Annotated in this window: 20 protein-coding genes; 11 read left to right on the forward strand and 9 right to left on the reverse strand. The window is 57.0% G+C overall.

Annotated features, from left to right (window positions below; translation table 11 throughout):
* Positions 1-4: 4 nt before the first annotated feature.
* Complete coding sequence (locus ACTG3X_RS06585; RefSeq protein WP_439110444.1) at positions 5-883, reverse strand: transglycosylase SLT domain-containing protein; 879 nt, start codon at positions 881-883, stop codon at positions 5-7.
* A 195-nt stretch (positions 884-1,078) separates the two neighbouring features.
* On the opposite strand from ACTG3X_RS06585, the gene ACTG3X_RS06590 reads away from it, so the two are divergent.
* The 4 genes from ACTG3X_RS06590 to ACTG3X_RS06605 all read left to right on the forward strand — a co-directional run bounded on the left by ACTG3X_RS06590 (position 1,079) and on the right by ACTG3X_RS06605 (position 4,861).
* Entirely contained in the window at positions 1,079-2,359 is a 1,281-nt protein-coding gene (locus tag ACTG3X_RS06590) for a hypothetical protein (RefSeq protein WP_439110445.1), read from the forward strand.
* A gap of 86 nt (positions 2,360-2,445) precedes the next feature.
* Positions 2,446-3,960 (forward strand): Asp-tRNA(Asn)/Glu-tRNA(Gln) amidotransferase subunit GatB, encoded by a 1,515-nt coding sequence (gene gatB, locus ACTG3X_RS06595; RefSeq protein WP_439110446.1) that lies wholly within the window; start codon positions 2,446-2,448, stop codon positions 3,958-3,960.
* Positions 3,961-3,967: 7 nt separating this feature from the next.
* Positions 3,968-4,444 (forward strand): thioesterase family protein, encoded by a 477-nt coding sequence (locus tag ACTG3X_RS06600; protein WP_439110447.1) that lies wholly within the window; start codon positions 3,968-3,970, stop codon positions 4,442-4,444.
* Positions 4,445-4,498: 54 nt separating this feature from the next.
* On the forward strand, positions 4,499-4,861 hold the full coding sequence (locus ACTG3X_RS06605) for a DUF4177 domain-containing protein (RefSeq protein WP_439110448.1): 363 nt from the start codon (positions 4,499-4,501) through the stop codon (positions 4,859-4,861).
* Here the strand turns inward: ACTG3X_RS06605 and ACTG3X_RS06610 are convergent.
* Positions 4,834-5,085, reverse strand: coding sequence for a BolA family protein (locus ACTG3X_RS06610; RefSeq protein WP_439110449.1), 252 nt, complete (start codon positions 5,083-5,085; stop codon positions 4,834-4,836). The genes ACTG3X_RS06605 and ACTG3X_RS06610 overlap by 28 nt on opposite strands.
* Before the next feature lie 75 nt (positions 5,086-5,160).
* Here ACTG3X_RS06610 and ACTG3X_RS06615 point away from each other — a divergent pair, with 75 nt between their 5' ends.
* The gene (locus ACTG3X_RS06615; RefSeq protein ID WP_439110450.1) at positions 5,161-5,784 is read left to right on the forward strand and encodes a DnaJ domain-containing protein; all 624 of its coding nucleotides are present in this window, start codon (positions 5,161-5,163) and stop codon (positions 5,782-5,784) included.
* Here the strand turns inward: ACTG3X_RS06615 and ACTG3X_RS06620 are convergent.
* Both ACTG3X_RS06620 and msrB read right to left on the reverse strand, forming a co-directional pair.
* Positions 5,777-6,208, reverse strand: a complete 432-nt coding sequence (locus ACTG3X_RS06620; RefSeq protein ID WP_439110451.1) for a hypothetical protein — start codon at positions 6,206-6,208, stop codon at positions 5,777-5,779. The genes ACTG3X_RS06615 and ACTG3X_RS06620 overlap by 8 nt on opposite strands.
* 90 nt (positions 6,209-6,298) lie before the next feature.
* The gene (msrB, locus tag ACTG3X_RS06625) at positions 6,299-6,766 is read right to left on the reverse strand and encodes a peptide-methionine (R)-S-oxide reductase MsrB (RefSeq protein WP_439110452.1); all 468 of its coding nucleotides are present in this window, start codon (positions 6,764-6,766) and stop codon (positions 6,299-6,301) included.
* A gap of 227 nt (positions 6,767-6,993) precedes the next feature.
* Here msrB and cobS point away from each other — a divergent pair, with 227 nt between their 5' ends.
* The 4 genes from cobS to ACTG3X_RS06645 all read left to right on the forward strand — a co-directional run bounded on the left by cobS (position 6,994) and on the right by ACTG3X_RS06645 (position 12,361).
* Positions 6,994-7,980: a cobaltochelatase subunit CobS gene (gene cobS / locus ACTG3X_RS06630; RefSeq protein WP_439110453.1), complete on the forward strand. Its 987-nt coding sequence runs from the start codon at positions 6,994-6,996 to the stop codon at positions 7,978-7,980.
* Between the two features lie 124 nt (positions 7,981-8,104).
* Complete coding sequence (gene cobT / locus ACTG3X_RS06635; protein ID WP_439110454.1) at positions 8,105-9,982, forward strand: cobaltochelatase subunit CobT; 1,878 nt, start codon at positions 8,105-8,107, stop codon at positions 9,980-9,982.
* Between the two features lie 169 nt (positions 9,983-10,151).
* Positions 10,152-11,954 (forward strand): aminopeptidase P family protein, encoded by a 1,803-nt coding sequence (locus ACTG3X_RS06640; protein WP_439110455.1) that lies wholly within the window; start codon positions 10,152-10,154, stop codon positions 11,952-11,954.
* 62 nt (positions 11,955-12,016) lie between these two features.
* A complete protein-coding gene (locus ACTG3X_RS06645) occupies positions 12,017-12,361 on the forward strand; it encodes a DUF427 domain-containing protein (protein ID WP_439110456.1) in 345 nt (114 codons plus the stop codon).
* Positions 12,362-12,367: 6 nt separating this feature from the next.
* Here ACTG3X_RS06645 and ACTG3X_RS06650 read toward each other — a convergent pair whose 3' ends face one another.
* On the reverse strand, positions 12,368-14,047 hold the full coding sequence (locus ACTG3X_RS06650) for a chloride channel protein (protein WP_439110457.1): 1,680 nt from the start codon (positions 14,045-14,047) through the stop codon (positions 12,368-12,370).
* Positions 14,048-14,159: 112 nt separating this feature from the next.
* Here ACTG3X_RS06650 and ACTG3X_RS06655 point away from each other — a divergent pair, with 112 nt between their 5' ends.
* Complete coding sequence (locus ACTG3X_RS06655) at positions 14,160-15,554, forward strand: FAD-binding oxidoreductase (protein WP_439110458.1); 1,395 nt, start codon at positions 14,160-14,162, stop codon at positions 15,552-15,554.
* Here ACTG3X_RS06655 and recN read toward each other — a convergent pair.
* From recN to ftsZ, 4 genes are all read right to left on the reverse strand, one after another.
* Positions 15,538-17,184, reverse strand: coding sequence for a DNA repair protein RecN (gene recN, locus ACTG3X_RS06660; protein WP_439110459.1), 1,647 nt, complete (start codon positions 17,182-17,184; stop codon positions 15,538-15,540). The genes ACTG3X_RS06655 and recN overlap by 17 nt on opposite strands.
* Before the next feature lie 41 nt (positions 17,185-17,225).
* Positions 17,226-18,074 carry an outer membrane protein assembly factor BamD gene (locus tag ACTG3X_RS06665; protein ID WP_439110460.1) on the reverse strand — a complete coding sequence of 283 codons (849 nt, stop codon included), beginning with the start codon at positions 18,072-18,074 and terminating at the stop codon, positions 17,226-17,228.
* A 164-nt stretch (positions 18,075-18,238) separates the two neighbouring features.
* Positions 18,239-19,159, reverse strand: coding sequence for a UDP-3-O-acyl-N-acetylglucosamine deacetylase (lpxC, locus tag ACTG3X_RS06670; RefSeq protein ID WP_439110461.1), 921 nt, complete (start codon positions 19,157-19,159; stop codon positions 18,239-18,241).
* Positions 19,160-19,352: 193 nt separating this feature from the next.
* A complete protein-coding gene (ftsZ, locus tag ACTG3X_RS06675; protein ID WP_439110462.1) occupies positions 19,353-20,984 on the reverse strand; it encodes a cell division protein FtsZ in 1,632 nt (543 codons plus the stop codon).
* Positions 20,985-21,472: 488 nt separating this feature from the next.
* Here ftsZ and ACTG3X_RS06680 point away from each other — a divergent pair, with 488 nt between their 5' ends.
* Positions 21,473-21,937: a DsrE family protein gene (locus ACTG3X_RS06680; protein WP_439110463.1), complete on the forward strand. Its 465-nt coding sequence runs from the start codon at positions 21,473-21,475 to the stop codon at positions 21,935-21,937.
* The last annotated feature ends 94 nt before the right edge of the window (positions 21,938-22,031 follow it).

Genomic DNA, 22,031 nt, shown 5'->3' on the forward strand with positions numbered 1-22,031 from the left:
AGCCCTATCGATTGTTAAATACGGGCAGGCTTGCGGGGCGCATCTTGGGACGCAGCGATTTTCGTGAGATGCAATAGGCCTGCTTACGTGTCCAAGCCGCCATTTCAGTGCGCTTGGACCGCGAGTGCATCGGCCCCCAATCCTGTGTGACCCCTTGATATTTGCGTTTTTTCTCTGGGAAAAAGCCGTGGATCACATTATCTCGCGCCACTGTTTTGCTCATGATCCGCGTCGCGCAGCTCAAATTCAAGCCCCCATCCTTGAGCGCCTCACCTGTCTTGGCTTGGCATTGATAGAGTTTGGCTGTTGATGGCAGAATTTGGAGCAAACCATACCATAGGCCACCACCGCCCACGGCGTCTGCGCGATAGGTACTTTCGTGCTTGGCCAATGCCGACATAAACCCAACCCAAAACATAGCACGTCGGAACTCGTCATTTTCGGCATAGGCTGGACACCAATCACGATAATCCGATGGCACGGTTCGCGTCAGCGGCTTGCCATGCGACAATACAGCCTTCATCGCAGTGCGCGTCCACTCTTTGTGACCGTCACGATGCTCCCAGCGTGTATGCGGTAGAACAAACTCGTAGGGCCGCCCTTTGGGCCGTATGCGGGCCAAATTTGCCTCAGCGGCAGATTGATATGAGGTTCTGCGGGCTTTGGGGCGAATAGCGGCCACGTCTGGGCCAGGCGCGCTGACATCATGGTTAAAGAAAGCGGCGTCCTCGCGCGGCTCAAGCGGCTGCGCCTCAATTATCTGAAGTGTTTGAGCCGCGATCTGCGCCGCTGCATCCTGCCCCGCGTCACTTTCAGACGCAAGGCTCGCCCCCTGACTTGCAACAAGCAACAGAAACGCAAAAACAACTTTATGGCGCAGCACAATAAACATCCCGGAGCAGATAAACCGATTGATAGGCTTTATGCAAACTTTTCGCCTTCTCAGAGCTGATTGTTTCAGCAGCCAGGACAGTTCACCAAAACTGGCCCATTTTTCCCAAAATCCATCGTGTAATTGCCGTTTTTTGGCCCGAAAGCACAAGCAAAACGGAAGGCCAGAATAGGGAACGAATCAAATATGGCTCTTTTATCAAACCTGCCCGACTTGGCGGCACAGGCCCGTGAAAGCCTCTTACGGCGCACAGTGTCAAAGCCCGCGCCGAGCGCAGAGGCTGACAACGCGTCACGCCAGCTGGCAAGCCGTTTGCAAGACCAGTTGCGGATTCCCACCGCATCAGAGCCACCTGAAGAAAGCACACGCGTGCGGATACAAGACAGAGGTCAGTTCCTCGCACGTCAGGAACGCTGGGAAGAGCTCAGCCGCCTGATCCGCGGTGCCGACAACCGAAAAGTCGCCACACATTGCGGCATGCCGCACGCAGATCTTCTCAGTTTGGGCGCGCGCACAGATGTGGTTCTGGCAACAGAACATGCCATAGCCGACGGCTTTACACCCAGTCTTCAAGGCATCGAAGAGCTGGAAGATGTCCTCGCAGAATTTCCTGACGATTACGCGATTGCTGAAATCGTTGCCCAAACTCACATGGATATTGGATGGGCCTGGCGTGGCTCGAACTGGTCTCATGAAATTTCCGATCGCAACATGGCTCTGTTTCATGTCCACTTTGACCGCGCGTCCGACATTCTCGGTAGCTTTTCGCGCACCGCGCTTGCTTCGCCCCTGCTTGCTGCAGCGCAGTGCGCCCTCGTCGTTGCAAAGCCGCAACCCGCAATGCATATCGCAGACGCCTACGAACGCCTTATCGATCTGAACCCGGCGAACACCGCACCAATGCGGGGCCTTGGCAATTTCTTGCTGCCACGCTGGTTTGGAACATATGATGCGCTCGAGCTAGAAGCGCGGCGCACTGCAGCGCGCTCGAACCCTGTCTGGGGAAACGGTGGCTATACTTGGGTTTTCCTTGATGCTTTACGTGTTGATCAGGGGGCTGCCCGTACCCTTGATGTAGACTTCTTTATCGACGGCTTGCGCGATATTCTCTACCTTCAGCCAGATCAACACATCGCAAACCTGCTCGCGGCTTACACAGGCATCACGATGTCTCCCGCCCGAACACCTGTTGAAGCGCCCGATGTTGTGCGCGAGGTGCGCCACGCGATCCACTCGATGTTTGACCATATTCTGCGGGAAAACCTGCGCGAACTTCACCCGCTATTGTGGGCCGAGGCCGACCTTGGGCCAAACCCGGGAACATTCCTCCCGCCCAGAGGGGCCCTTTTGCGCAAAGGCCGCGACACCGCACTCAACGCGATCGCGACACACTTCAAAAATGATATCGTCAGTGGCAAAACACTCGACTTCAGCCAAGGTGGGCTTACCCTATCAGCACAAGGCTAGGGCCCTGCCCAACTCCCCCTTGCCCCGCCCCTTAGGCTGGCCTAAAACGCACCTCGACCTTGCACATATGTATAAAGGATGAGGGCATGCTCGATCTGGCCTATGAAACCCCGAAACCCAAAGTGATCGCAGGAGCGAAGCACGATTGGGAACTGGTGATCGGCATGGAAGTCCATGCGCAGGTCAGCTCAAAGGCAAAGCTGTTTTCTGGTGCCTCGACCCTGTTTGGCGCAGAGCCCAACTCCAACGTTGCCTTCGTTGACGCAGCAATGCCTGGCATGCTGCCTGTGATCAACGAATTCTGCGTTGAGCAAGCCGTTCGCACAGGCCTTGGCCTTAACGCCGAGATCCACCTCAAATCCGCGTTTGACCGTAAAAACTACTTCTACCCTGACTTGCCCCAAGGCTACCAGATCAGCCAACTTTACGAACCCATTGTGGGTGAAGGTGAGATTCTGGTGGATATGGCTCCCGGTGTTGCACGCCTTGTGCGCGTCGAGCGCATTCACCTTGAGCAAGACGCAGGCAAATCTATCCACGACATGGACCCGAATATGTCCTTCGTGGATCTTAACCGCACAGGTGTCGCGCTGATGGAGATTGTCAGCCGCCCCGACATCCGCGGCCCCGAAGAGGCCGCCGCCTATGTCGTCAAGCTGCGCCAGATCCTGCGGTATCTCGGCACCTGTGATGGCAACATGCAAAACGGCAACCTGCGCGCCGATGTGAACGTCTCGGTCTGCCGCGCAGGCCAGCACGAAAAATACATGGCAACGCAAGACTTCAGCCACCTCGGTACGCGCTGCGAAATCAAGAACATGAACTCGATGCGCTTCATTCAGCAGGCCATTGACTATGAAGCGCGCCGCCAGATCAAGATCCTCGAAGAGGGTGGCGAAGTTGTGCAAGAGACCCGCCTTTATGATCCGGACAAAGGCGAAACCCGCTCCATGCGCTCCAAAGAAGAAGCACATGACTATCGCTATTTCCCCGATCCTGACCTGATGCCACTTGAGATCGAGCAATCATGGGTCGACGAGATCAAGGCGTCCCTCCCCGAGCTGCCCGATGCAAAGCGCGCGCGCTTTATGTCAGACTATGGCCTCACAGAATACGACGCGTCGGTTTTGACTGCAGAAGTTCAGAATGCTGCATACTTTGAAGAAGTTGCCAAAGGCCGTGACGGTAAAATTGCTGCCAACTGGGTCATCAACGAGCTCTTTGGACGCCTCAAAAAAGACGGTGACAAAGATATCATCGACAGCCCTGTGTCCCCTGCGCAGCTTGGGGGCATCATTGATTTGATCGCAGCCGACACGATTTCTGGCAAGATTGCCAAAGACCTCTTTGAGATTGTTTACACAGAAGGTGGAGACCCCGCCGAGATCGTTGAAGCCCGCGGTATGAAGCAGGTGACAGACACAGGTGCCATCGAGACAGCACTTGACGAGATCATCGCGGCCAACCCCGCTCAAGTGGAAAAAGCGCGGGAAAACCCCAAGCTGGCCGGCTGGTTTGTTGGTCAAGTGATGAAAGCAACGGGCGGGAAAGCCAACCCCAAGGCTGTAAACGATGCGGTGCAAGCCAAACTGGGAAGCTGACCCGATCATGAGCGCTCTTTTCATATCCGAGCCAATAGCGGTACGCCCAGAGTGGATCGATTTTAACGGCCATCTCAACATGGCCTACTATAACGTTTTGATGGATCTTGGTGTTGATGCCCTCTGGGACAAGCTCGGCCTTGGGGCCGACTACCGCGCGCGCACAGGGCATACGACTTATTCGGCCGAGTATCATATGCACTATGTTCGCGAAGTGCATGAGGGCGACCAATTGCGCGCAACCTTTCGTGTGCTGGACCTTGATGAAAAGCGCGTGCACTTTTGCCAAGAGCTGATCCATGTCGATGGGTGGGTCTCTGCCCAAGGCGAAGGCATGTGCCTGCACATCGACCAGTCTGGGCCGCGTGTGGCGCCGATGCCTGAAGATATCTTCACGATTTTCAAGAACATGCTCGACGAGCACAGCAAGCTCCCTGTCCCTGACTTTGTCGGCCGCCCCATGGGGATACGCAGAAAAGCCTGACCGTAAACAAATACCATAACACCCGACGCAAGCGGCGGCTAACATCGCACAGCCATGAGTAACAACGAGGTCAAAACCGTGTACGAATACAAAGTTATCCCGGCCCCCTGCAAAGGGCAGAAAGTCAAAGGCATCAAGACGCCAGAAGACCGTTTTGCCAACACACTCGAAGAGATCCTGAACGCAGAAGCGGCCCAAGGCTGGGAATTTACACGCGCAGAAACCTTGCCCAGCGAAGAGCGCTCGGGCTTTCGTGCAACCAAAGTTGTTTACCGTTCCGTGCTGGTTTTCCGCCGTGCCATAGTGGCCGCGGCGGCCGCAACGCCAGATTACCCGACAGCACCAGCTGTTTCTGCGCCAGCCTATGAAGCCCCCTTAGATGAGACTCCTCAGGACAGCTCGAGCGCCAACGCATGAACCTCGGTGGCAAGCGGGCCAAGCGCCTGATGCACCGCGCGGTGACGGGCAACACGGCTCATGCTCTCAAAGCCCTCAGCTTTGAGCCGGACACGAAAATGGCTCTCGCCAGACCCATCGTCACCTGAATGACCTGCATGCAAATGTGACTCGTTTACCACGTCAAGGCTCTCTGCGGTGAACGCTTGTTCAAGCGCCGCGCGGATTTTTTCTTCCATCTTCATTTTTTGCGCTCTTTCCTCTTTCCCCTGTCTTCAAACACAGTAAACTCATCAGCCAGTCACGAAAAGAGAGTTCCTATGCCCAAGCACGATCCTTTCGGTTTTGACATGTCTGTGTCATCCGCAAAAAAGAAGAACCCGCGCGGCCGCCGTGGCATGTCGGGTGCATCAGAAACCTCAACCCGCGTATGTGAACACGAGGGATGCGAGGAAGCAGGCAAGTACCGCGCGCCCCGCGCGCCAGACGTTCTCGATGAATATCTGTGGTTCTGCAAAGAGCACATTCGCGAGTATAACCTGAAATGGAACTTCTTTGACGGCACCACCGAAGCCGAAATGAACGCCCAACAATCCAAAGATAAAGTTTGGGAACGCGAAACCAAGCCGTTGGGCGATCCAGAGGCTCGCGCATGGGCACGCCTTGGTATCGAAGATCCCCACCAAGTCTTGGGCGCCAATGCCACGAAGAACCCCGGCAAAGGCGGAGGCGGAGGGCGCCGTCTCCCCCCGACAGAGCGCCGTGCGGTCGAGATTTTGGAAGCCAAAGATCACTGGACCAAAGCCGAGATTCGCAAAGCTTACAAAAAGCTCATCAAAGTGCTGCACCCTGACATGAACGGTGGCGACCGCTCACAAGAAGAACAGCTCCAAGAAGTCGTTTGGGCCTGGGACCAGATCAAGGTCAGCCGCAGCTTTAAATAAAGCGGCGGCGCAGGGCTCTGCTGCCCCAATGCAGCAAGCTCCACAGCACCAGCCACATAAAACCAAGCGGCGTGGCAAAGTTAAAAACAAGCCACGTCGCAACAAGGTCCATACGATGCGCCCTAAGCCCTAAAGCGCCCGCAAAATAAGCCCCTAGAACTGTCGCTGCGAAGAAGGCGAGCACAGAAAGGGCGCCCCCCCGCCAGCCAGCACGCCCGATATACGGACCAAAGATAAGCCCGGCACCCGCAGCCCCAAGACACGCCAGCATAACAAAAGCTTCAGGCGAAAGATGGCTCGTAATCAGCCTGTCAAAAGCGATCAGACTCCCGATTGCAGTCAGGCCACCCGCAAGCGCCACAAGCGCAGCAACAGCGCCACGTAACTTCCATGGTGTGTTTTGTCTTAAAGTTCTTTGCGTCATATCTGCTCTCCTTTGATGCTGGGCTATCAAAGCAAAACGCCCCGCAGCTTTTGCGAGGCGTTTGAGCAGTTTTTGCATAATTTAGACCGCCTAAGCCGCCTTAAACACAAGGCTCACGCCGTTGAGACAATGCCGCTTGCCTGTGGGCTTTGGCCCATCGTTGAAGATATGGCCAAAATGGCTACCACAGCGGCGGCAGTGACATTCGGTCCGCGGGTAGATCAACTTGAAGTCTGTTTTTGTCCCAATCGCGCCCTCAAGCGACTGATAAAAGCTTGGCCAACCAGTGCGGCTGTCATATTTATGCTCACCGTCATAGACCGCCAAATCGCAACCACGGCAGTGATACACGCCCGGATCATAGACCTTATCGAGCAAAGATGACCCTGCCCGCTCGGTTCCTTCTTCGCGCATCACCTTATATTGCAGGGGTGTGAGCATCGCACGCCACTCCGCATCGCTGCGACTGACCTCAAAAGTCTTGGCCCAAGCCCCACGCGCAAACGGCAGGCCTGCGCCCACGCCCAAAGCTGCGGCTAAAAAAACACGTCGCTTCATGAAACTCTCCTCCAAGCGTTACTCACGCAAGTATAGCTGCAAGCGGCCGCGCCTGACAGGGTCAGCCCTCGCAATTTCGCGTGATCCAGCTGTGACATGCAGAACAATAGAGCCAACTTCACCAATTGCTCATTCCAGAACCGCAAACTTCGGGCTTAGGCTTGCCCTCACCTAGATTTTGAGGCACCACAGCTACAACATTTTTCGAGATATGAAGGAATCCGGCTATGGCGGACGGTATGATCGACATTAACGCGAAACCCACCGAGAAAGTCTCAGTCCGTGACGTCTTCGGCATCGACACAGATATGACTGTGCCCGCTTTTGCAGATCGCAGTGACCGCGTTCCTGAAAATGACAGCACTTACAAGTTTGACCCCGACACGACGATGGCGATCCTCGCGGGCTTTGCCCATAACCGCCGCGTGATGATCCAGGGTTATCACGGAACAGGTAAATCCACCCACATCGAACAGGTTGCGAGCCGCCTCAACTGGCCATGCGTACGCGTCAACCTCGACAGCCACATCTCCCGGATCGACCTGATAGGCAAAGACGCGATCAAACTGAAAGACGGCAAACAAGTCACCGAGTTCCACGAAGGAATCCTGCCTTGGGCTCTGCGCAATCCAACCGCGATTGTCTTTGACGAATATGACGCAGGCCGCGCCGATGTTATGTTTGTGATCCAGCGTGTGCTGGAAGTTGACGGCAAGCTGACGCTTCTTGACCAGAACGAAGTCATCACGCCCAACCCGTACTTCCGCCTCTTTGCAACAGCCAACACCGTTGGCCTTGGCGACACGACGGGTCTCTACCACGGCACACAACAGATCAACCAGGGCCAGATGGACCGGTGGTCGCTTGTGGCAACTCTTAACTACCTGTCGATTGATGCCGAGACAAACATCGTTCTGGCCAAAAACCCGCACTACAACACCGATGCAGGCCGCAAGACTGTGAAACACATGGTGCAGGTCGCAGACCTCACCCGCACAGCCTTTATGAACGGTGACCTTTCCACAGTTATGTCGCCCCGTACGGTCATCGCATGGGCGCAGAATGCCGAGATCTTCCGTGATGTAGGCTATGCTTTCCGCCTGACCTTCCTGAACAAATGTGACGAGCTCGAGCGCCAGACCGTGGCTGAGTTCTACCAGCGCCTGTTTGATGAAGAGCTGCCAGAATCAGCGGCAAGTGTGAGCTTGGGATGAGCTTGGCGTCGGATCAGCTTGGCCGGTCCGATCCATGCGCGCCAACTTGTGCGCACGAGGGGCAAGGCCCCTCGGCTTCGCCGCACCTTCGGGATATTTCAGGCAACAAAAAAGACTGATCCTCATGAGCAAACCCAGCGATAACCCAGCCGATCCGTTCAAAAAGGCGCTTGCCGAGGCCACCAAGGTCATGGCCAACGACTCGGATCTGACGGTCAGCTACTCGGTTGATCCCTCAGGGATGGCAGGCGACAACATGCGCCTGCCCCAAGTGTCGCGCCGCATGACGCGCGACGAGGTTTTGCTCGCCCGCGGCACAGCTGATGCACTCGCTCTCAAGCACAAGTACCACGACGCGGCCACCCACGCGCGCTATGCCCCGTCAGGTGACTTGGCACGTGACATCTATGAGGCCATGGAAACCGCACGTTGCGAAGCCATGGGCGCGCGGGACATGCCCGGCACAGCAGGCAACATTGATGCCAAAATCGCCGAAGACTCCCGCCGCGCAGGCTATGCAGAAATCACCGACCGCGCCGACGCCTCGCTGGCGACGGCTGCCGGCTACCTTGTTCGCCACTTGGCGACAGGGCGTGACCTCCCTGCAGGCGCGCGCAATGTGATGGAGCTTTGGCAAGGCTTTATGGAAGAGCAGGCAGGAGAAGCCCTTGAGGATGTCTCAGAGCGGCTGAGCAGCCAGCAAGATTTTGCCCGCTTTGCGCGCCGCGTTATTTCCGACCTTGGCTATGGCGACCAGCTTGGCGAAGATCCGGACGCCCCCGACGATGAAAGCGACGAGAGCGACGAAGAGGCCCAGCAAGACGAAGACCAGCCCGACAGCACAGGGCAGGATGACTCTCAGGATGACGAGTCAGAAGCCAGCCCAGAGCAAAGTCAGGAAGAGACCCAAGACGCCTCAGAAGCGCAGGTCTCCATGGATGACATGGCCGATGAAGAGCTGGGCGATGAGGCCGATATGCCCGATGGGGAGGCCCCGCTTGAGCCCCCGCCCCCGCAGCCTGTCTCTGATGCCGATCCAAACTACCAGATTTATGACGAACAAAACGATGAGGAAATCCTCGCCGAAGAACTGGCCGAACCTGCCGAGCTGGAGCGCCTGCGCGCCTATCTTGACCAGCAGCTTGACCCGCTCAAAGGCGCGGTAAGCCGACTTGCCAACAAGCTGCAACGCCGCCTTCAGGCCCAGCAGAACCGCTCGTGGTCATTTGATGAGGAAGAAGGTATTCTGGATGCAGGCCGCCTTGCACGCGTTGTATCAAACCCGACGACACCGCTCAGCTTCAAAGTCGAGCAGGAAACAGAGTTCCGCGACACCGTCGTGACCCTTCTCATCGACAACTCGGGGTCCATGCGCGGCAGGCCAATCTCGATTGCAGCCATCTGTGCAGATGTTCTCGCGCGCACGCTAGAACGCTGCTCGGTCAAAGTCGAAATTCTGGGGTTCACAACCCGCGCTTGGAAAGGTGGGCTTGCCCGCGAAAAATGGCTTGCCGATGGCCGCCCTCAGCAGCCTGGCCGCCTCAACGACTTGCGCCACATCATCTACAAAGGTGCCGATACACCATGGCGCCGCTCACGCGACAACCTGGGTCTGATGATGAAAGAAGGCCTCTTGAAAGAAAACATCGACGGTGAAGCCCTCGAATGGGCGCACCGCCGCATGGCCCGCCGCCCTGAAGCACGCAAAATTCTGATGGTGATCTCAGATGGTGCGCCAGTTGATGACTCAACACTCTCGGTCAACCCTGCAAACTACTTGGAAAAGCACCTGCGCGATGTGATCGCAATGGTCGAAAAGAAGCGTCAGGTCGAACTTTTGGCGATTGGTATCGGCCACGACGTAACGCGCTATTACAACCGCGCTGTCACCATCACAGATGTAGAGCAACTGGCCGGCGCTATGACCGAGCAACTTGCAGCGCTGTTTGACAGTGATCCACGTGCACGCGCCCGCTTTCTGGGCATGAAGCGGGCTATGTAGCCGAAGTTTGAGCGCCCAAGAGGGCCAAACTGACGACGACGCGTGTGGTTTGCACTTGGGAAGAGGCCGCTCAGCCGCGAAGGTTGCGCGCAGTTCTGTTGCTTCAACAGATCCCTCTTTAATCACATAGAAAAGCGCCCTACCCTGTCAACAACACAGGGGGGAAACTATGTTCCAAAGCTTTGAAAACCGTGCCGATGCAAGCCAAGGTGCAGGCCGTCTTCTCGCGCTGCGAGAGCTGATGCAGAAAGAAGCTTTGTCAGGGTTTCTGGTGCCCCGCGCAGATGCCCACCAAGGCGAATACTGCGCCCCAAATGATGAACGGCTGGCTTGGCTCACAGGCTTTACAGGCTCTGCAGGCTTCTGCGCTGTTTTGGCAGAGGTGGCAGGCGTCTTCATTGATGGGCGCTACCGCACACAAGTCAAAGAGCAAGTTGATCTTGCGGTCTACACGCCAGTTCCATGGCCAGAAACACAGCTCAAAGAGTGGCTCGCACAAGCGCTGCCAGATGGTGGCGTGATCGGCTATGATGCTTGGCTTCACACCGCAAGCGAGATTGAGGAGCTGGAGACGGCGCTCGCGTCAAAAGGCTTCAGCTTCCGCGCCACAGCCAATCTGGTTGATAAGGTCTGGCCTGATCAGCCCGCGCCGCCTTTGGGCCCAATTACGCCCTACCCTGAGGCTCTGGCTGGCGAAAGCCATCAGGATAAACGCGCGCGCCTTGGCGCCGTCTTGCAGGCTGCAGGCCAGGCAGCCGCAGTCATCACCTTGCCGGACTCTATCGCGTGGCTTCTCAACATTCGCGGCTCAGATATCCCGCGCAACCCTGTGCCCCACAGCTTCGCGATTCTCTTTGCATCAGGCGCTGTCACGCTTTTTACAGCGCCCGAGAAACTCAGCGACGCGCTGCGCGCCCACTTAGGCAGCGATATCACGTTGCGCCCGCCTTCGGCCCTTTTGCCCACGTTGCATTCCTTGCAAGGTGAAGTGCGGATCGATGCCAAGACCGCTCCCGTAAAGCTTGCGCAAGAGCTGGCTGAAGGCACGGCCACTGTCGCATGGGCAGATGATCCTTGCATCCTGCCAAAAGCCCGCAAGACGCAAGCCGAGATAGCCGGCACCCAAGAGGCCCACTTGCGCGACGCGGCTGCCGTTATCGAATTCCTCACCTGGTTTGATGCCCAACCAGCAGGCAGCATCACAGAAGTTGACGTTGTCACACAGCTCGAAAACGCGCGCCGCGCCACGGGTGAGCTGCGCGACATCAGCTTTGAAACTATTGCAGGCACAGGGCCGCATGGGGCGATCATGCACTATCGCGTGACGGAGGAGACCAACGCGCCTCTGCAAAATGGCCAGCTCATCGTATTGGATTCGGGCGGGCAATATATTGACGGGACCACCGATATCACCCGCACACTGCCCATAGGAGATGTGGGCCATATCGAAAAAGAAGCCTTCACTCGCGTGTTGCAAGGCATGATTGGCATTTCACGCCTGCGCTTTCCCAAAGGGCTCGCAGGACGCGATCTTGACGCGATAGCCCGCTATCCACTCTGGCTTGCCGGACAAGACTTCAACCATGGTACAGGGCACGGTGTCGGCGTCTACCTCTGCGTACACGAGGGGCCACAGCGCCTGTCACGGGTGTCTCATGTGCCCCTTAAAGCAGGTATGATCCTGTCAAACGAGCCTGGCTACTACCGCGAAGGGGCCTTCGGCATCCGCTTGGAAAACCTTATTGTGGTCCAGAAGGCGCACGCGCTGGAGGGGGCCGATGCCCGTGAGATGTTTGAGTTTCTAACGCTCACATATGTGCCAATTGACCGTCGCCTGATCTGCGTGGAGATGCTCAGCATCGCAGAACGCGACTGGCTCAACAGCTACCACAAGGCCTGCTATACAAAAGTTGCTGGAAGGCTTTCGGAAAGTGCGAAGATGTGGTTAAGTGACGCCACCCAAGCAATCTGACATGATGCTGTAACAGTTTGCCGCCAAACACAGGCGCGCAGACACACTTGAAGGATATGGCCATGGCCCCCAAAATTACGATCACACCCGCCACAGGCACATGGGTCGTCCGCGCAGGCGGCGCCGTTTTGGGCGAAAGCAAGAACGCACTGGAACTTTCCGAAGGCGAGTATCCCGCAGTGATCTACTTTCCACGCGGCGATATCGCGACAGCCTTTCTCGACGAGAGCACCCACAAAAGCCACTGCCCTCACAAGGGCGATGCAAGCTATTACTCGATCGTGACCAAATCAAAAACAATAGAAAACGCGGTTTGGAGCTATGAAGCCCCCAAAGAAGCCGTCGCAAAAATCAAAGGTTATCTGGCGTTTTACACGTCAGAAGATGTCGCTGTAGAGCGCGTCTGAGCTGGCCTAACTGTGTTCTTCGGCCGCGGTTGCCGCAAGAGCACGGTTGTAGGCTTTCAAAGCATCAACATGCATCAGCGCGCCCCAAAGCTCGGGCGGCGCATCTTCGCCTGACAGGCTGACCACTGGCAAAAAGCGTGCGCCTGTGCGTTCAAACAGGGGCATCGCGGTCTCAAGGGTAGCATTGCCATCAACGTAAACCCCTTGCTCGACAAGCTCCCAGAGATCGTCTTCAGGCGGGCAGCTGTCTTCATCGCGCTCGCGCATCAACTTGGCCACACGGAACATGGCAAGCAAGTAAGCCTGCGGCCCCGCTGCCAGATGCACATTGCGCCGCTCCAGCTGCGTGAGAAAGAAGGAACGGTCTACAAGCCGCGAGCCGAGCGCAGTCGACATGCTCACCGCCACCATCACGGCAATAGCTGTCTGCCAGTCTCCCGTAAGCTCAAACACAATCAATGTGGTCGATATCGGCGCGCCCAGTACAGCTGCTGCCACAGCTCCCATACCGGCCAAGGCATAGAGCGCGCTCGTGCCCGACACATCCGGGAAAATACCCGTGGCAATCGTCCCAAAGGCAAGCCCTGTTAAAGCCCCGATCATCAAGGACGGTGAAAACACACCGCCCCCCATGCGCCCCGCCATTGTGACCACCACAGCAACAACCTTGATAACGGCAAAGACAACCGCTTCCCACATGAGCAGCTTGCCTGTCAGCGCGGCTGAAGTTGTTTCATACCCCACCCCGATAATATGCGGAAACATGAGCGCCAAAGCCCCCAGCATTGCCCCCGCAATCGCAGGGCGCAGCCAACGCGGAATACCGTATTTTTGTTGCACATGGCTTGCCAGATCTTCGCCCATGAAAACAGCGCGCATGAACAGCGCAGCAACGAGGCCACAAACAAGCCCGAGGATAAGAAAGGCAGGCAACTCGACATAAAACGCCAGAGCGGAGCTGACAGGCAGCGTAAATTCCGTCACATCGCCAAAAGCCAGACGGTTGATCACCGTACCAGCCACAGAGGCAATCACAATCGGCGCAAAGGCATGCACAGCAAAGTGCCGCAAGACCACCTCCAGCGCAAACAAAGCCCCCGCAATAGGCGCGTTGAACGAGGCTGACACCGCCGCTGCCACCGCACACCCGAGCAGATCGCGCCCTGTGATCCCGTCAGAGTGAAGCCTGTTTGACACCCAGGACGAAATAACAGCCGCCATATGCACAACTGGCCCCTCACGGCCCGATGAACCGCCTGTGCCCAAGGTGATCAGTGAGGCGAGGGCCGAAGCGACACCTTCGCGGCGCTCGACACGTCCATCCTTGAGCGCTGCACCCTCGATCACGTCAGCGACAGCGCGCACACGGCCATCTGGTGTGTAGTGATGGAGTATCTGTCCGACAATCAGCCCCCCGATCACGGGGATCAGCAGCACCCAAAACCAGTCAATCTCACGAGTAAGCCCATAAAGATGACCGACATGTGGCGTACCATAGGCCCAAGCCTGTAGCGCTTCGATGCCTTTGCGAAAGACAACAGCAGCCGCCCCCGCCGCAATCCCGATCACAAGCGCGATAAACCAGAACTGGACTTGGCTCGGCCCCCGCTCCCGCAGAACGCGCAGCGCCCGCGTCAGCTCTTCCGTCGCCGCACGTAGCTTTTGTCTGGCAAACTCAGTGGCCATATTCCACTTTCACCTCTATCTAGAGCATTTTAATAAAATATTAAGCTACTCCGCTTTCCCAAGCCTGCCCAAAGGCTTAACCTCACCCAATATGTGCAGCCAAGGGGCCATCATGAATATTACGCGCGCCATTCACAGGTTAACTTCATTACTAGGCGAAGGCATTACGGTCTCCAAGCCCGTTCTTGACGCCCACGGCCTTTCCGAAACATATTTTCCACTCACACCACCAGATGCTGTCGTCTTTCCGACCTCAACAGAACAAGTCTCCCAAATCGTGACAATCTGCGCCGAAGAGTGCTGCCCTGTCATTGGTTTTGGGGCCGGCACCTCTCTTGAAGGCCAAACCCAAGCGGTTCAGGGCGGCATCACGGTTGATTTCTCCAAAATGAAAGCCATCCGCCGCGTGGCGCAGGAAGATATGGTCGCAGTTGTTGAGGCGGGCATAACGCGCGAGGAGCTCAACGAAGAATTGCGCGCGACCGGCCTCTTCTTTCCTGTTGATCCGGGGGCAAATGCCTCTCTGGGCGGCATGGCCTCAACACGGGCCTCAGGCACAACAGCCGTGCGCTATGGCACCATGCGAGACAATGTCATCGGGCTTGAAGTCGTGCTCGCCGATGGCCGCATCGTACAGACAGGCACAGAAGCCCGCAAAAGCGCTGCTGGCTACGATCTTACAGGCCTCTTTGTCGGGGCTGAAGGCACGCTCGGCCTGATCACCGCGCTGACATTGCGCCTCAGAGGCCAGCCTGAAGCCATCACTGCCGCCATTTGCGCCTTTCCCAGCGTGGACAACGCCGTGGCTTGCGTCACAGATGCCATTCAAATGGACCTCTCCATGGCGCGGATCGAGATTGTCGATACAGCCACAGTCGCTGTGTTCAACAGCGTCGCAGGTGCAACCATGCCCGAGACACCGCATATCCTGCTTGAGTTCCATGGCACTGAAAGCAGCGTCAAAGAAATGGCGCAGGTCTTTGGAGAGATCGCCGCTGATCATGGCGGCATGGGATTTGACTGGGCCTCCCGCCCCGAAGAGCGCGCCGCCCTCTGGCGCATGCGCCATCATGCCTATTGGTCGATTCTTCAGTCGCGCCCGGGCGCAACCGCCCTCGTCACAGATGTCTGTGTGCCCATATCACGCCTTGCCGAAGCGGTCTCCGCCGCCCAAGACGATATCGCAGCCTCAGGCCTCTTTGGCCCGATCCTTGGCCATGTGGGCGATGGCAATTTTCACGCCATTCTCATGTTTGATCCCGCCAAACCTGACGAGCTGGCAGCAGCCAAAGCCGCGTCTGAACGGATGGTATCACGCGCGCTTGATATGGGTGGCACAGCGACAGGCGAACATGGAATCGGGATTGGCAAGCTCCACTATATGGAGCGCGAACATGGCGCAGGCTGGAGCCTGATGGGGGATATAAAGCACGCGCTTGACCCGCAGGGCATCATGAACCCTGGCAAACTTATTGCGCAAAAAGAAGCCGTTACAGCAGTGCTCTAGCCGCTGCACGCGCCTCTTCGGTGATGCTGTCACCCGAGATCATCCGCGCAACTTCGTCCACACGTGCCGCCTCGCCCAGCGGCTTCACTGTTGAAAGCGTCTGACCGTCTTTCACGTTTTTCTCAACGCGCCAGTGGTGTTGTCCAAGGGCAGCCACCTGAGGTGAGTGCGTGACAACAAGAACCTGCCCGCCCTCCCCCAATGCCCGCAAACGGCGGCCAACAGCATCGGCGGTAGCCCCACCAACGCCGCGGTCAATCTCGTCAAAAATCATTGTCACATCACTTGCGCCGCCCGTCAGGCAAACTTTCAATGCGAGCAAAAAGCGGCTGAGTTCGCCGCCCGAGGCGATCTTGGCCAGCGGCCCCGAAGGCGCACCAGGGTTGGTGGCCACAACAAAGCTCACAGCGTCCATCCCCTCAGGCCCAGCCTCGCCCGTGCTCACCTGTGTGGTGAAAACAGCCCGCTCCATTTTGAGCGGGGCAAGCTCGGCCATCACCGCCTTATCAAGCTTCAGAGCCGCCTTGCGCCGCGCTTCGCTAAGCGCTTCGGCAGCAGCCACATAGGCCGCATCTGCCTTGGCATTGGCCGCTTCAAGAGCTCCAAGCTCAGCATCGCTTGCGTCGACCGCCTCAAGCTTTGCGCGCAGCTCTTCCGTGTGTGCCGCAAGTTCGTCTGGCAACACCTCATACTTTCGGGCCAGTCCACGAATGGCAAAAAGGCGCTCTTCACAGGCCTCAAGCTCATGCGGGCTGAACTCAAGTGCACGCAACGTCTCTTCGACACCATCTGCGGCAAGCGCCAGCTCATTCAGGCCACGCTCAAGAGCTTCGACAGCTTCGGTGAGCATATCACCCGCCTCACCACCCACACTGTCAAGCCAGCGTAGCGCCTGCCCGGCAGTGTCCTCCGCGCCCTTGTCGTCGCGCAGTCCACTCAGCGCACGCTGAATATCGCTGCGCACTTTCTCAGCGGCCTGCATTTGGCGGCGTTGACGGTCAAGACCCTCATCTTCGCCTGCCACAGGCGCAAGCGTGTCCAGCTCAGCCACCGCATGGCGCAGGAATTCTTCTTCTTCGCGCAGAGCCGCAATCGCGGCTTTGGCTGCCTTCAGCTCCTTGGCAGCCGCCGCTTTCGCGCGCCAGAGGCCACGCAAGCGAACCAACTTAGGGGCAAGCCCCGCGAAATCATCCAGAAGCATGCGGTGACCCTTTGGGTCCAACAGGCCTCTGTCATCGTTTTGCCCATGCAGCTCTACCAGATGTTCCGAGAGCGCGCGCAGCACATCCCCCGAACAGCGCCTGTCATTAACCCACGCAGTTTTGCGCCCGTCAGCTGTATTGATACGGCGCAAAATCAGCTCGCTCGACTGCGGAATACCGGCCTCTTCCAAAACGGCAAACGCCTTGTGGCCCGCAGGCAAATCAAACACAGCCGTCACTTCGCCCTGTGCCGCGCCCGCGCGCACAAGCTCTGCCCGCCCGCGCCAACCAAGCACAAAGCCAAGTGAGTCGAGCAAGATAGACTTGCCAGCTCCGGTCTCGCCTGTGAGCACGTTGAGCCCCGCTTCAAAGCCGAGCTCAAGATGGTCAATCAGCAGGATGTCGCGAATGTCTAGCGCACGCAGCATGGGTTTGCTTTCTGGTCAATGACGGCCCAAGGAAGGCCCTATCACAACCAATCGCCTTTGATAGTCTGGCGGTAGGCTGATGCCAGCCAATTGCCTTTAAAGAACTTCGGCTCAAGCCCTGCACCCGAGAGCAAGGCAAAGCTGTCTTCGTACCATTCGGATCCACGGAAATTGTGCCCCAGAACGGCGGCAGCCGTCTGCGCCTCTTTGGTCAAACCCAGCGAGAGATAGGATTCAACCAAACGGTGCAGCGCTTCCGGCGTATGTGTCGTCGTCTGGAAATCTTCAACAACCACACGGAATCGGTTGATAGCCGCGGTGAAACGGTCACGCTTCAGATAGTAGCGACCGATCTCCATTTCCTTGCCTGCCAGATGGTCAAAGGCGAGATCGAATTTCAGCACAGACGAGCGCGCATATTCGCTATCGGGATAGCGCTCGATCACTTCACGCAAGGATTGTAGCGCCTGAAATGTCAGCCCTTGGTCACGGCCCACATCATCAATCTGGTCATAATAGCTCAAAGCCAGAAGATACTGCGCATAGGCTGCATCTTCATCGGTTGGATAGAAGTCGATATAGCGCTGCGCTGAGGCACGCGAATTTTCATAATCTTTTTCGCGGTGAAACGCATAGGCTTGCATAATCACAGCGCGTTTGGCCCAGCTGGAATAGGGGTAAAGGCGTTCAACCTCGCCAAAATACTTGGCGCCATCCTCAAAGCGGCGGCGGTTCACTTCAAACTCTGCCCGCTCAAAGATCTGCTCCGCAGTATAGGTCTCCAAAGGAACCTCGCCCCGCGCGATCTTACCCTGCTGCCCACAGCCTGCAATCGAAAGGCATAGCAGTGTGAAACCGAAAATTCTCGTCAGAGAAAGCCCGCTCTTCATGCTCGTAATCCCACCTTCGTCTTATACAGGGCAGAGTGCCACCAACGCCTCTGTCCTAACATAGAAAATTCCGAGGCAAAACGCCTTAATGCGTCTTTTGGCTCGCAACGCAGAGACCTGCGTCGCGAAATATTTCCAAAGCTGCCGTGAAAGTAAAGCGCGGCTTATGCCACTTGTGGCATTTCGCCCAAATGCACCCCTGCGCCCGGCAGCCGCGCCGCCTGTTCTGCTGTGCAGCGCACAAAACAGAATGCGCCTTCAGTCTCAAAAAGCTTACGCAGCAAGGCGTTGGTCATGGCGTGGCCCGCACGTGAGCCTGTATAAACACCCAAAATAGGCGCACCCGCCAGAGCCAGATCACCCAGAGCATCCAGCATCTTGTGGCGCACAGCTTCATCCGCATGGCGCAATCCACCAGGGCTGAGCACATTTGCGCCCTCAACGACGACAGCGTTTTCAAGCGTACCACCAAGCGCGAGCCCCTGCTCGTGCATCGCATCAACATCCGACTGGCGGCAGAATGTGCGGCTGTCACACAACTCACGCACAAACGAGCCGTTGGCCATGTTCAACGCTTTGTGCTGGCGTCCAATCGCCTCATCTTCAAAATCAATAGAGAAATCGATCTGCATCTCATCAGCCGGGCTCAAACGCGCCCAAGCCTCGCCGCGGCTCACCTCGACATCGCGCAGAATCCGCACAGCCCAGACAGGCTGCTCCAAGCTCTGCAAGCCAACTTCCAGGAACCGCTTTACAAAAGGTGCCGCACTGCCATCCAGAATAGGCACTTCAGGCCCGTCAAGCTCCAGCAGCGCGTTGAATATCCCGCACCCGGCAAGAGCCGCCATCACATGTTCGATCGTCGAAACAGAAACGCCGCTTGAATTGACAACTTTGGTGCACAAAGGCCCCTGCTCGACCGCATCCCAGCTGGCAGGCACAGTCGTATCGCCCAAGGCAATGTCTGTCCGTCGAAACTTTACACCGTGGCCCGCAGGTGCGGGACGCACAGTAAGAGACGCAGGTTTGCCCGAGTGGAGCCCAACGCCTTCAAAGTTGACTGTCTGTTTTAGAGTTCGCTGCACGGATGCCGCCCTAGTTGCCTCAAGTTTGCCTAAATTAAGCTTTGGCGCACCAAGGCTCAATTCACTCTTTGCAACCGCCTGTAACATCATCTGTTACAATCGGCGAAACCACGCTACCCAAACGACAAATCTCTGATAAATAACAAAAAAGCCGCCCACTTAGGGGCGGCTTTTAGTGAAGTCTTGGCCCTGCTTAGTTCGCTTGGCGGCGCAAAAATGCAGGAATTTCGATGCGCTCTTGGTCTGCATCTGGCTGTTGCTTCGGCTGGGCACTGCTGCCCACCTGAGGCTGAACGCGCGGCGCAGGGGCCGCTGGGCGCGCAGCCGCTTCTGCCGGGCGAGCGCCTTGCTCATGGCCTGTCATACGGTTGATCAAAGAGTTGATCCCGCCAAAGCGTGGCTTTTCTTCAGCCTGTGATGGTTCTGCTTGAGGTGCTGGGCGGTTGTTGTGAACCGCCTGACGCAAACGCGCCATGGCCTCAGGAGAAGGTGTGCCTGGCGCAGGGGCGCGCGGCGCAACAAACTCTTCTGGCGCAGCATCAATAGTGGCTTCGCGGCGGGCTTGTGGCTGGTAGGCAGGGGGCGGAAGCTCGTCGTCCGCCGCAGATGTGGCGGGTTGGAACGTCTCACGCTGTGGCTCAAACAAGGTTTCGACCTGCTCTTCAGCGGCCGCCTGCTCAACCGCTTGCGCACTTGTGAACAAAGACGGCTCTTCTTGAGGCTCGGGAGCAACTGTGGCTGCCGCAGCGGTGAAAGCCACTGCTGGCGCTTCAGCTTGCACCTCTTCTTCCGCAGCCACTTTCTGGCGCAGCGGCTCGGCAAGCGAACGGCGGGGCACAGGAAGCTCGCTGTGGACGTCAACAGCATCAATACCCGTTGCAACAACGCTCACGCGCATTGCGCCTTCCATTGATGTATCTAGCGTCGAACCAACGATGATGTTGGCCTCTGGGTCAACTTCTTCACGAATGCGGTTGGCCGCTTCGTCAAGTTCAAACAATGTCAGATCATGGCCACCGGTGATGTTGATGAGAACACCGCGCGCGCCGCGCAGGCTGATCTCGTCAAGGAGCGGGTTGGCAATGGCTTTTTCCGAGGCTTGCGTTGCGCGGTCTTCGCCAGTCGCTTCGCCTGTGCCCATCATCGCCTTGCCCATTTCGTCCATTACGGCGCGAACATCGGCAAAGTCGAGGTTGATCAGGCCGGGGCGTACCATCAGATCGGTGACACCTTTAACACCTTGATACAGAACGTCATCAGCCATGCTGAAGGCATCTGTGAAAGTTGTTTTCTCATTGGCGAGGCGGAACAAGTTCTGGTTTGGAATAATGATGAGCGTATCAACAACCTTTTGCAGCGCTTCCACGCCATCTTCGGCCTGACGCATACGCTTTGCGCCTTCAAACTGGAACGGCTTTGTCACAACACCAACAGTCAAAACACCAAGCTCGCGTGCGGCTTGTGCAATGATTGGGGCCGCGCCTGTGCCTGTGCCACCACCCATGCCTGCTGTGATGAAGCACATGTGTGCGCCAGCGAGGTGGTCAACAATCTGTTCAATGCTTTCTTCAGCGGCAGCCGCGCCGATAGAGGCTTTCGCCCCCGCGCCAAGACCCTCTGTTACCTTCACGCCCAGCTGAACCTTGCTTGGCGACTTGCTCTGCTGCAAGGCCTGCGCGTCGGTGTTGGCAACCACGAAATCGACGCCTTCCAGCTCTTTTTCGATCATGTTGTTAACAGCGTTACCGCCAGCGCCGCCGACACCGAATACGGTGATGCGTGGCTTGAGGTCTTCCTGTCCGGGCATTGTGAGGTTGAGTGTCATATATCTGTCCGCCTGATGTCTTTAGCCGCTTTCGCGGGTGCAATTTCTGCCTGTTCCGCCCCATTTCTACAGCGCCTTTGCCGTATCGTCACGTAAAAAACGGCAAATTCCCACAAAATATGGCTTAAATATGTTTCCCATCCGCGAGATTTCGCCGAAAACGCCAAATCTTGCGGAAGTCCGCGCCACAGACACTACGCGAACGAAAATACACACCTCACCAGAGGCATGCACGTCGATTTCAGTTTTGTTGGGCCCTGCTCGGCCATCCCGCTTCTTTTTTTGCGAGTGTTTTTAAAAGATTATCATAAGTTTGTCGCGCTTTCCAGCACTACTGTCTCATGCGGCGAGGCTTTCTGATGTGATCGTTCTGATTTGCGCTTTTGGGCGGCGGCTGTGCCCCCCTGCATGGGTGCAAATGCCGGCTCTGGCTTGCTATCTCAACAGCAGGTCAGCGCGTGCCGGCCACTTAATTTGAGGAACATCACATGAAGAAACTTCTGACATGGGCCATTGCTCTGGCCGTCACGCTTGGCAGCTTTGCCATCACAGCATCCGACGCACAGGCCAATGAGCGCTACGGCAAGCAGAAAGTCGTCTACCACATCAACTACGATGGTGGGGCCGATGACAAAAAGTACCGCGGCGCTATGCGCAACATTCAGAACCACATCAACGCGGTGGGCGCCGACAATATGGACATCAAAGTTGTTCTGCACGGCAACGGCCTCGGCCTTCTGTCCCAAGCCAAAGCCAACGAGGCCCTGCGCGGTCAGGTGCTCGAGCTGAAAGGCCAGAATGTCGCCGTCCACGTCTGCAACAACACGCTGAACGGCCGCAATATCTCGTATGAAAATGATCTCTTTGATGTCTTTGAAGAAGATATCGTGCCAAGCGGTGTGGCCGAGCTCTCACACCTTCAGATGCAAGGTTACACCTATATCAAGCCTTGATCTGCACTCATAAACCAACAAGGGCCGCTCCTTTTGGGGCGGCTTTTTATATCCCCCTCCTCAATTCCGTATTTGCCTCTTGCCGCCTCCCGCA

Origin of the sequence: Lentibacter sp., assembly GCF_965658795.1 — a bacterium.
In the GTDB taxonomy this organism is placed as follows: Bacteria; Pseudomonadota; Alphaproteobacteria; order Rhodobacterales; family Rhodobacteraceae; genus Lentibacter.

What these genes read in the sequence shown, in the direction of transcription:
- ftsZ (WP_439110462.1), bottom strand. Translation starts at nt 20,984, where the DNA reads ATGACACTCAACCTCACAATGCCCGGACAGGAAGACCTCAAGCCACGC.
- ACTG3X_RS06650 (WP_439110457.1), bottom strand. Translation starts at nt 14,047, where the DNA reads ATGGCCACTGAGTTTGCCAGACAAAAGCTACGTGCGGCGACGGAAGAG.
- ACTG3X_RS06610 (WP_439110449.1), bottom strand. Translation starts at nt 5,085, where the DNA reads ATGAAGATGGAAGAAAAAATCCGCGCGGCGCTTGAACAAGCGTTCACC.
- ACTG3X_RS06600 (WP_439110447.1), top strand. Translation starts at nt 3,968, where the DNA reads ATGAGCGCTCTTTTCATATCCGAGCCAATAGCGGTACGCCCAGAGTGG.
- ACTG3X_RS06605 (WP_439110448.1), top strand. Translation starts at nt 4,499, where the DNA reads ATGAGTAACAACGAGGTCAAAACCGTGTACGAATACAAAGTTATCCCG.
- cobS (WP_439110453.1), top strand. Translation starts at nt 6,994, where the DNA reads ATGGCGGACGGTATGATCGACATTAACGCGAAACCCACCGAGAAAGTC.
- ACTG3X_RS06620 (WP_439110451.1), bottom strand. Translation starts at nt 6,208, where the DNA reads ATGACGCAAAGAACTTTAAGACAAAACACACCATGGAAGTTACGTGGC.
- ACTG3X_RS06680 (WP_439110463.1), top strand. Translation starts at nt 21,473, where the DNA reads ATGAAGAAACTTCTGACATGGGCCATTGCTCTGGCCGTCACGCTTGGC.
- ACTG3X_RS06640 (WP_439110455.1), top strand. Translation starts at nt 10,152, where the DNA reads ATGTTCCAAAGCTTTGAAAACCGTGCCGATGCAAGCCAAGGTGCAGGC.
- gatB (WP_439110446.1), top strand. Translation starts at nt 2,446, where the DNA reads ATGCTCGATCTGGCCTATGAAACCCCGAAACCCAAAGTGATCGCAGGA.
- ACTG3X_RS06655 (WP_439110458.1), top strand. Translation starts at nt 14,160, where the DNA reads ATGAATATTACGCGCGCCATTCACAGGTTAACTTCATTACTAGGCGAA.
- ACTG3X_RS06665 (WP_439110460.1), bottom strand. Translation starts at nt 18,074, where the DNA reads ATGAAGAGCGGGCTTTCTCTGACGAGAATTTTCGGTTTCACACTGCTA.
- ACTG3X_RS06645 (WP_439110456.1), top strand. Translation starts at nt 12,017, where the DNA reads ATGGCCCCCAAAATTACGATCACACCCGCCACAGGCACATGGGTCGTC.
- ACTG3X_RS06615 (WP_439110450.1), top strand. Translation starts at nt 5,161, where the DNA reads ATGCCCAAGCACGATCCTTTCGGTTTTGACATGTCTGTGTCATCCGCA.
- ACTG3X_RS06590 (WP_439110445.1), top strand. Translation starts at nt 1,079, where the DNA reads ATGGCTCTTTTATCAAACCTGCCCGACTTGGCGGCACAGGCCCGTGAA.
- msrB (WP_439110452.1), bottom strand. Translation starts at nt 6,766, where the DNA reads ATGAAGCGACGTGTTTTTTTAGCCGCAGCTTTGGGCGTGGGCGCAGGC.
- recN (WP_439110459.1), bottom strand. Translation starts at nt 17,184, where the DNA reads ATGCTGCGTGCGCTAGACATTCGCGACATCCTGCTGATTGACCATCTT.
- cobT (WP_439110454.1), top strand. Translation starts at nt 8,105, where the DNA reads ATGAGCAAACCCAGCGATAACCCAGCCGATCCGTTCAAAAAGGCGCTT.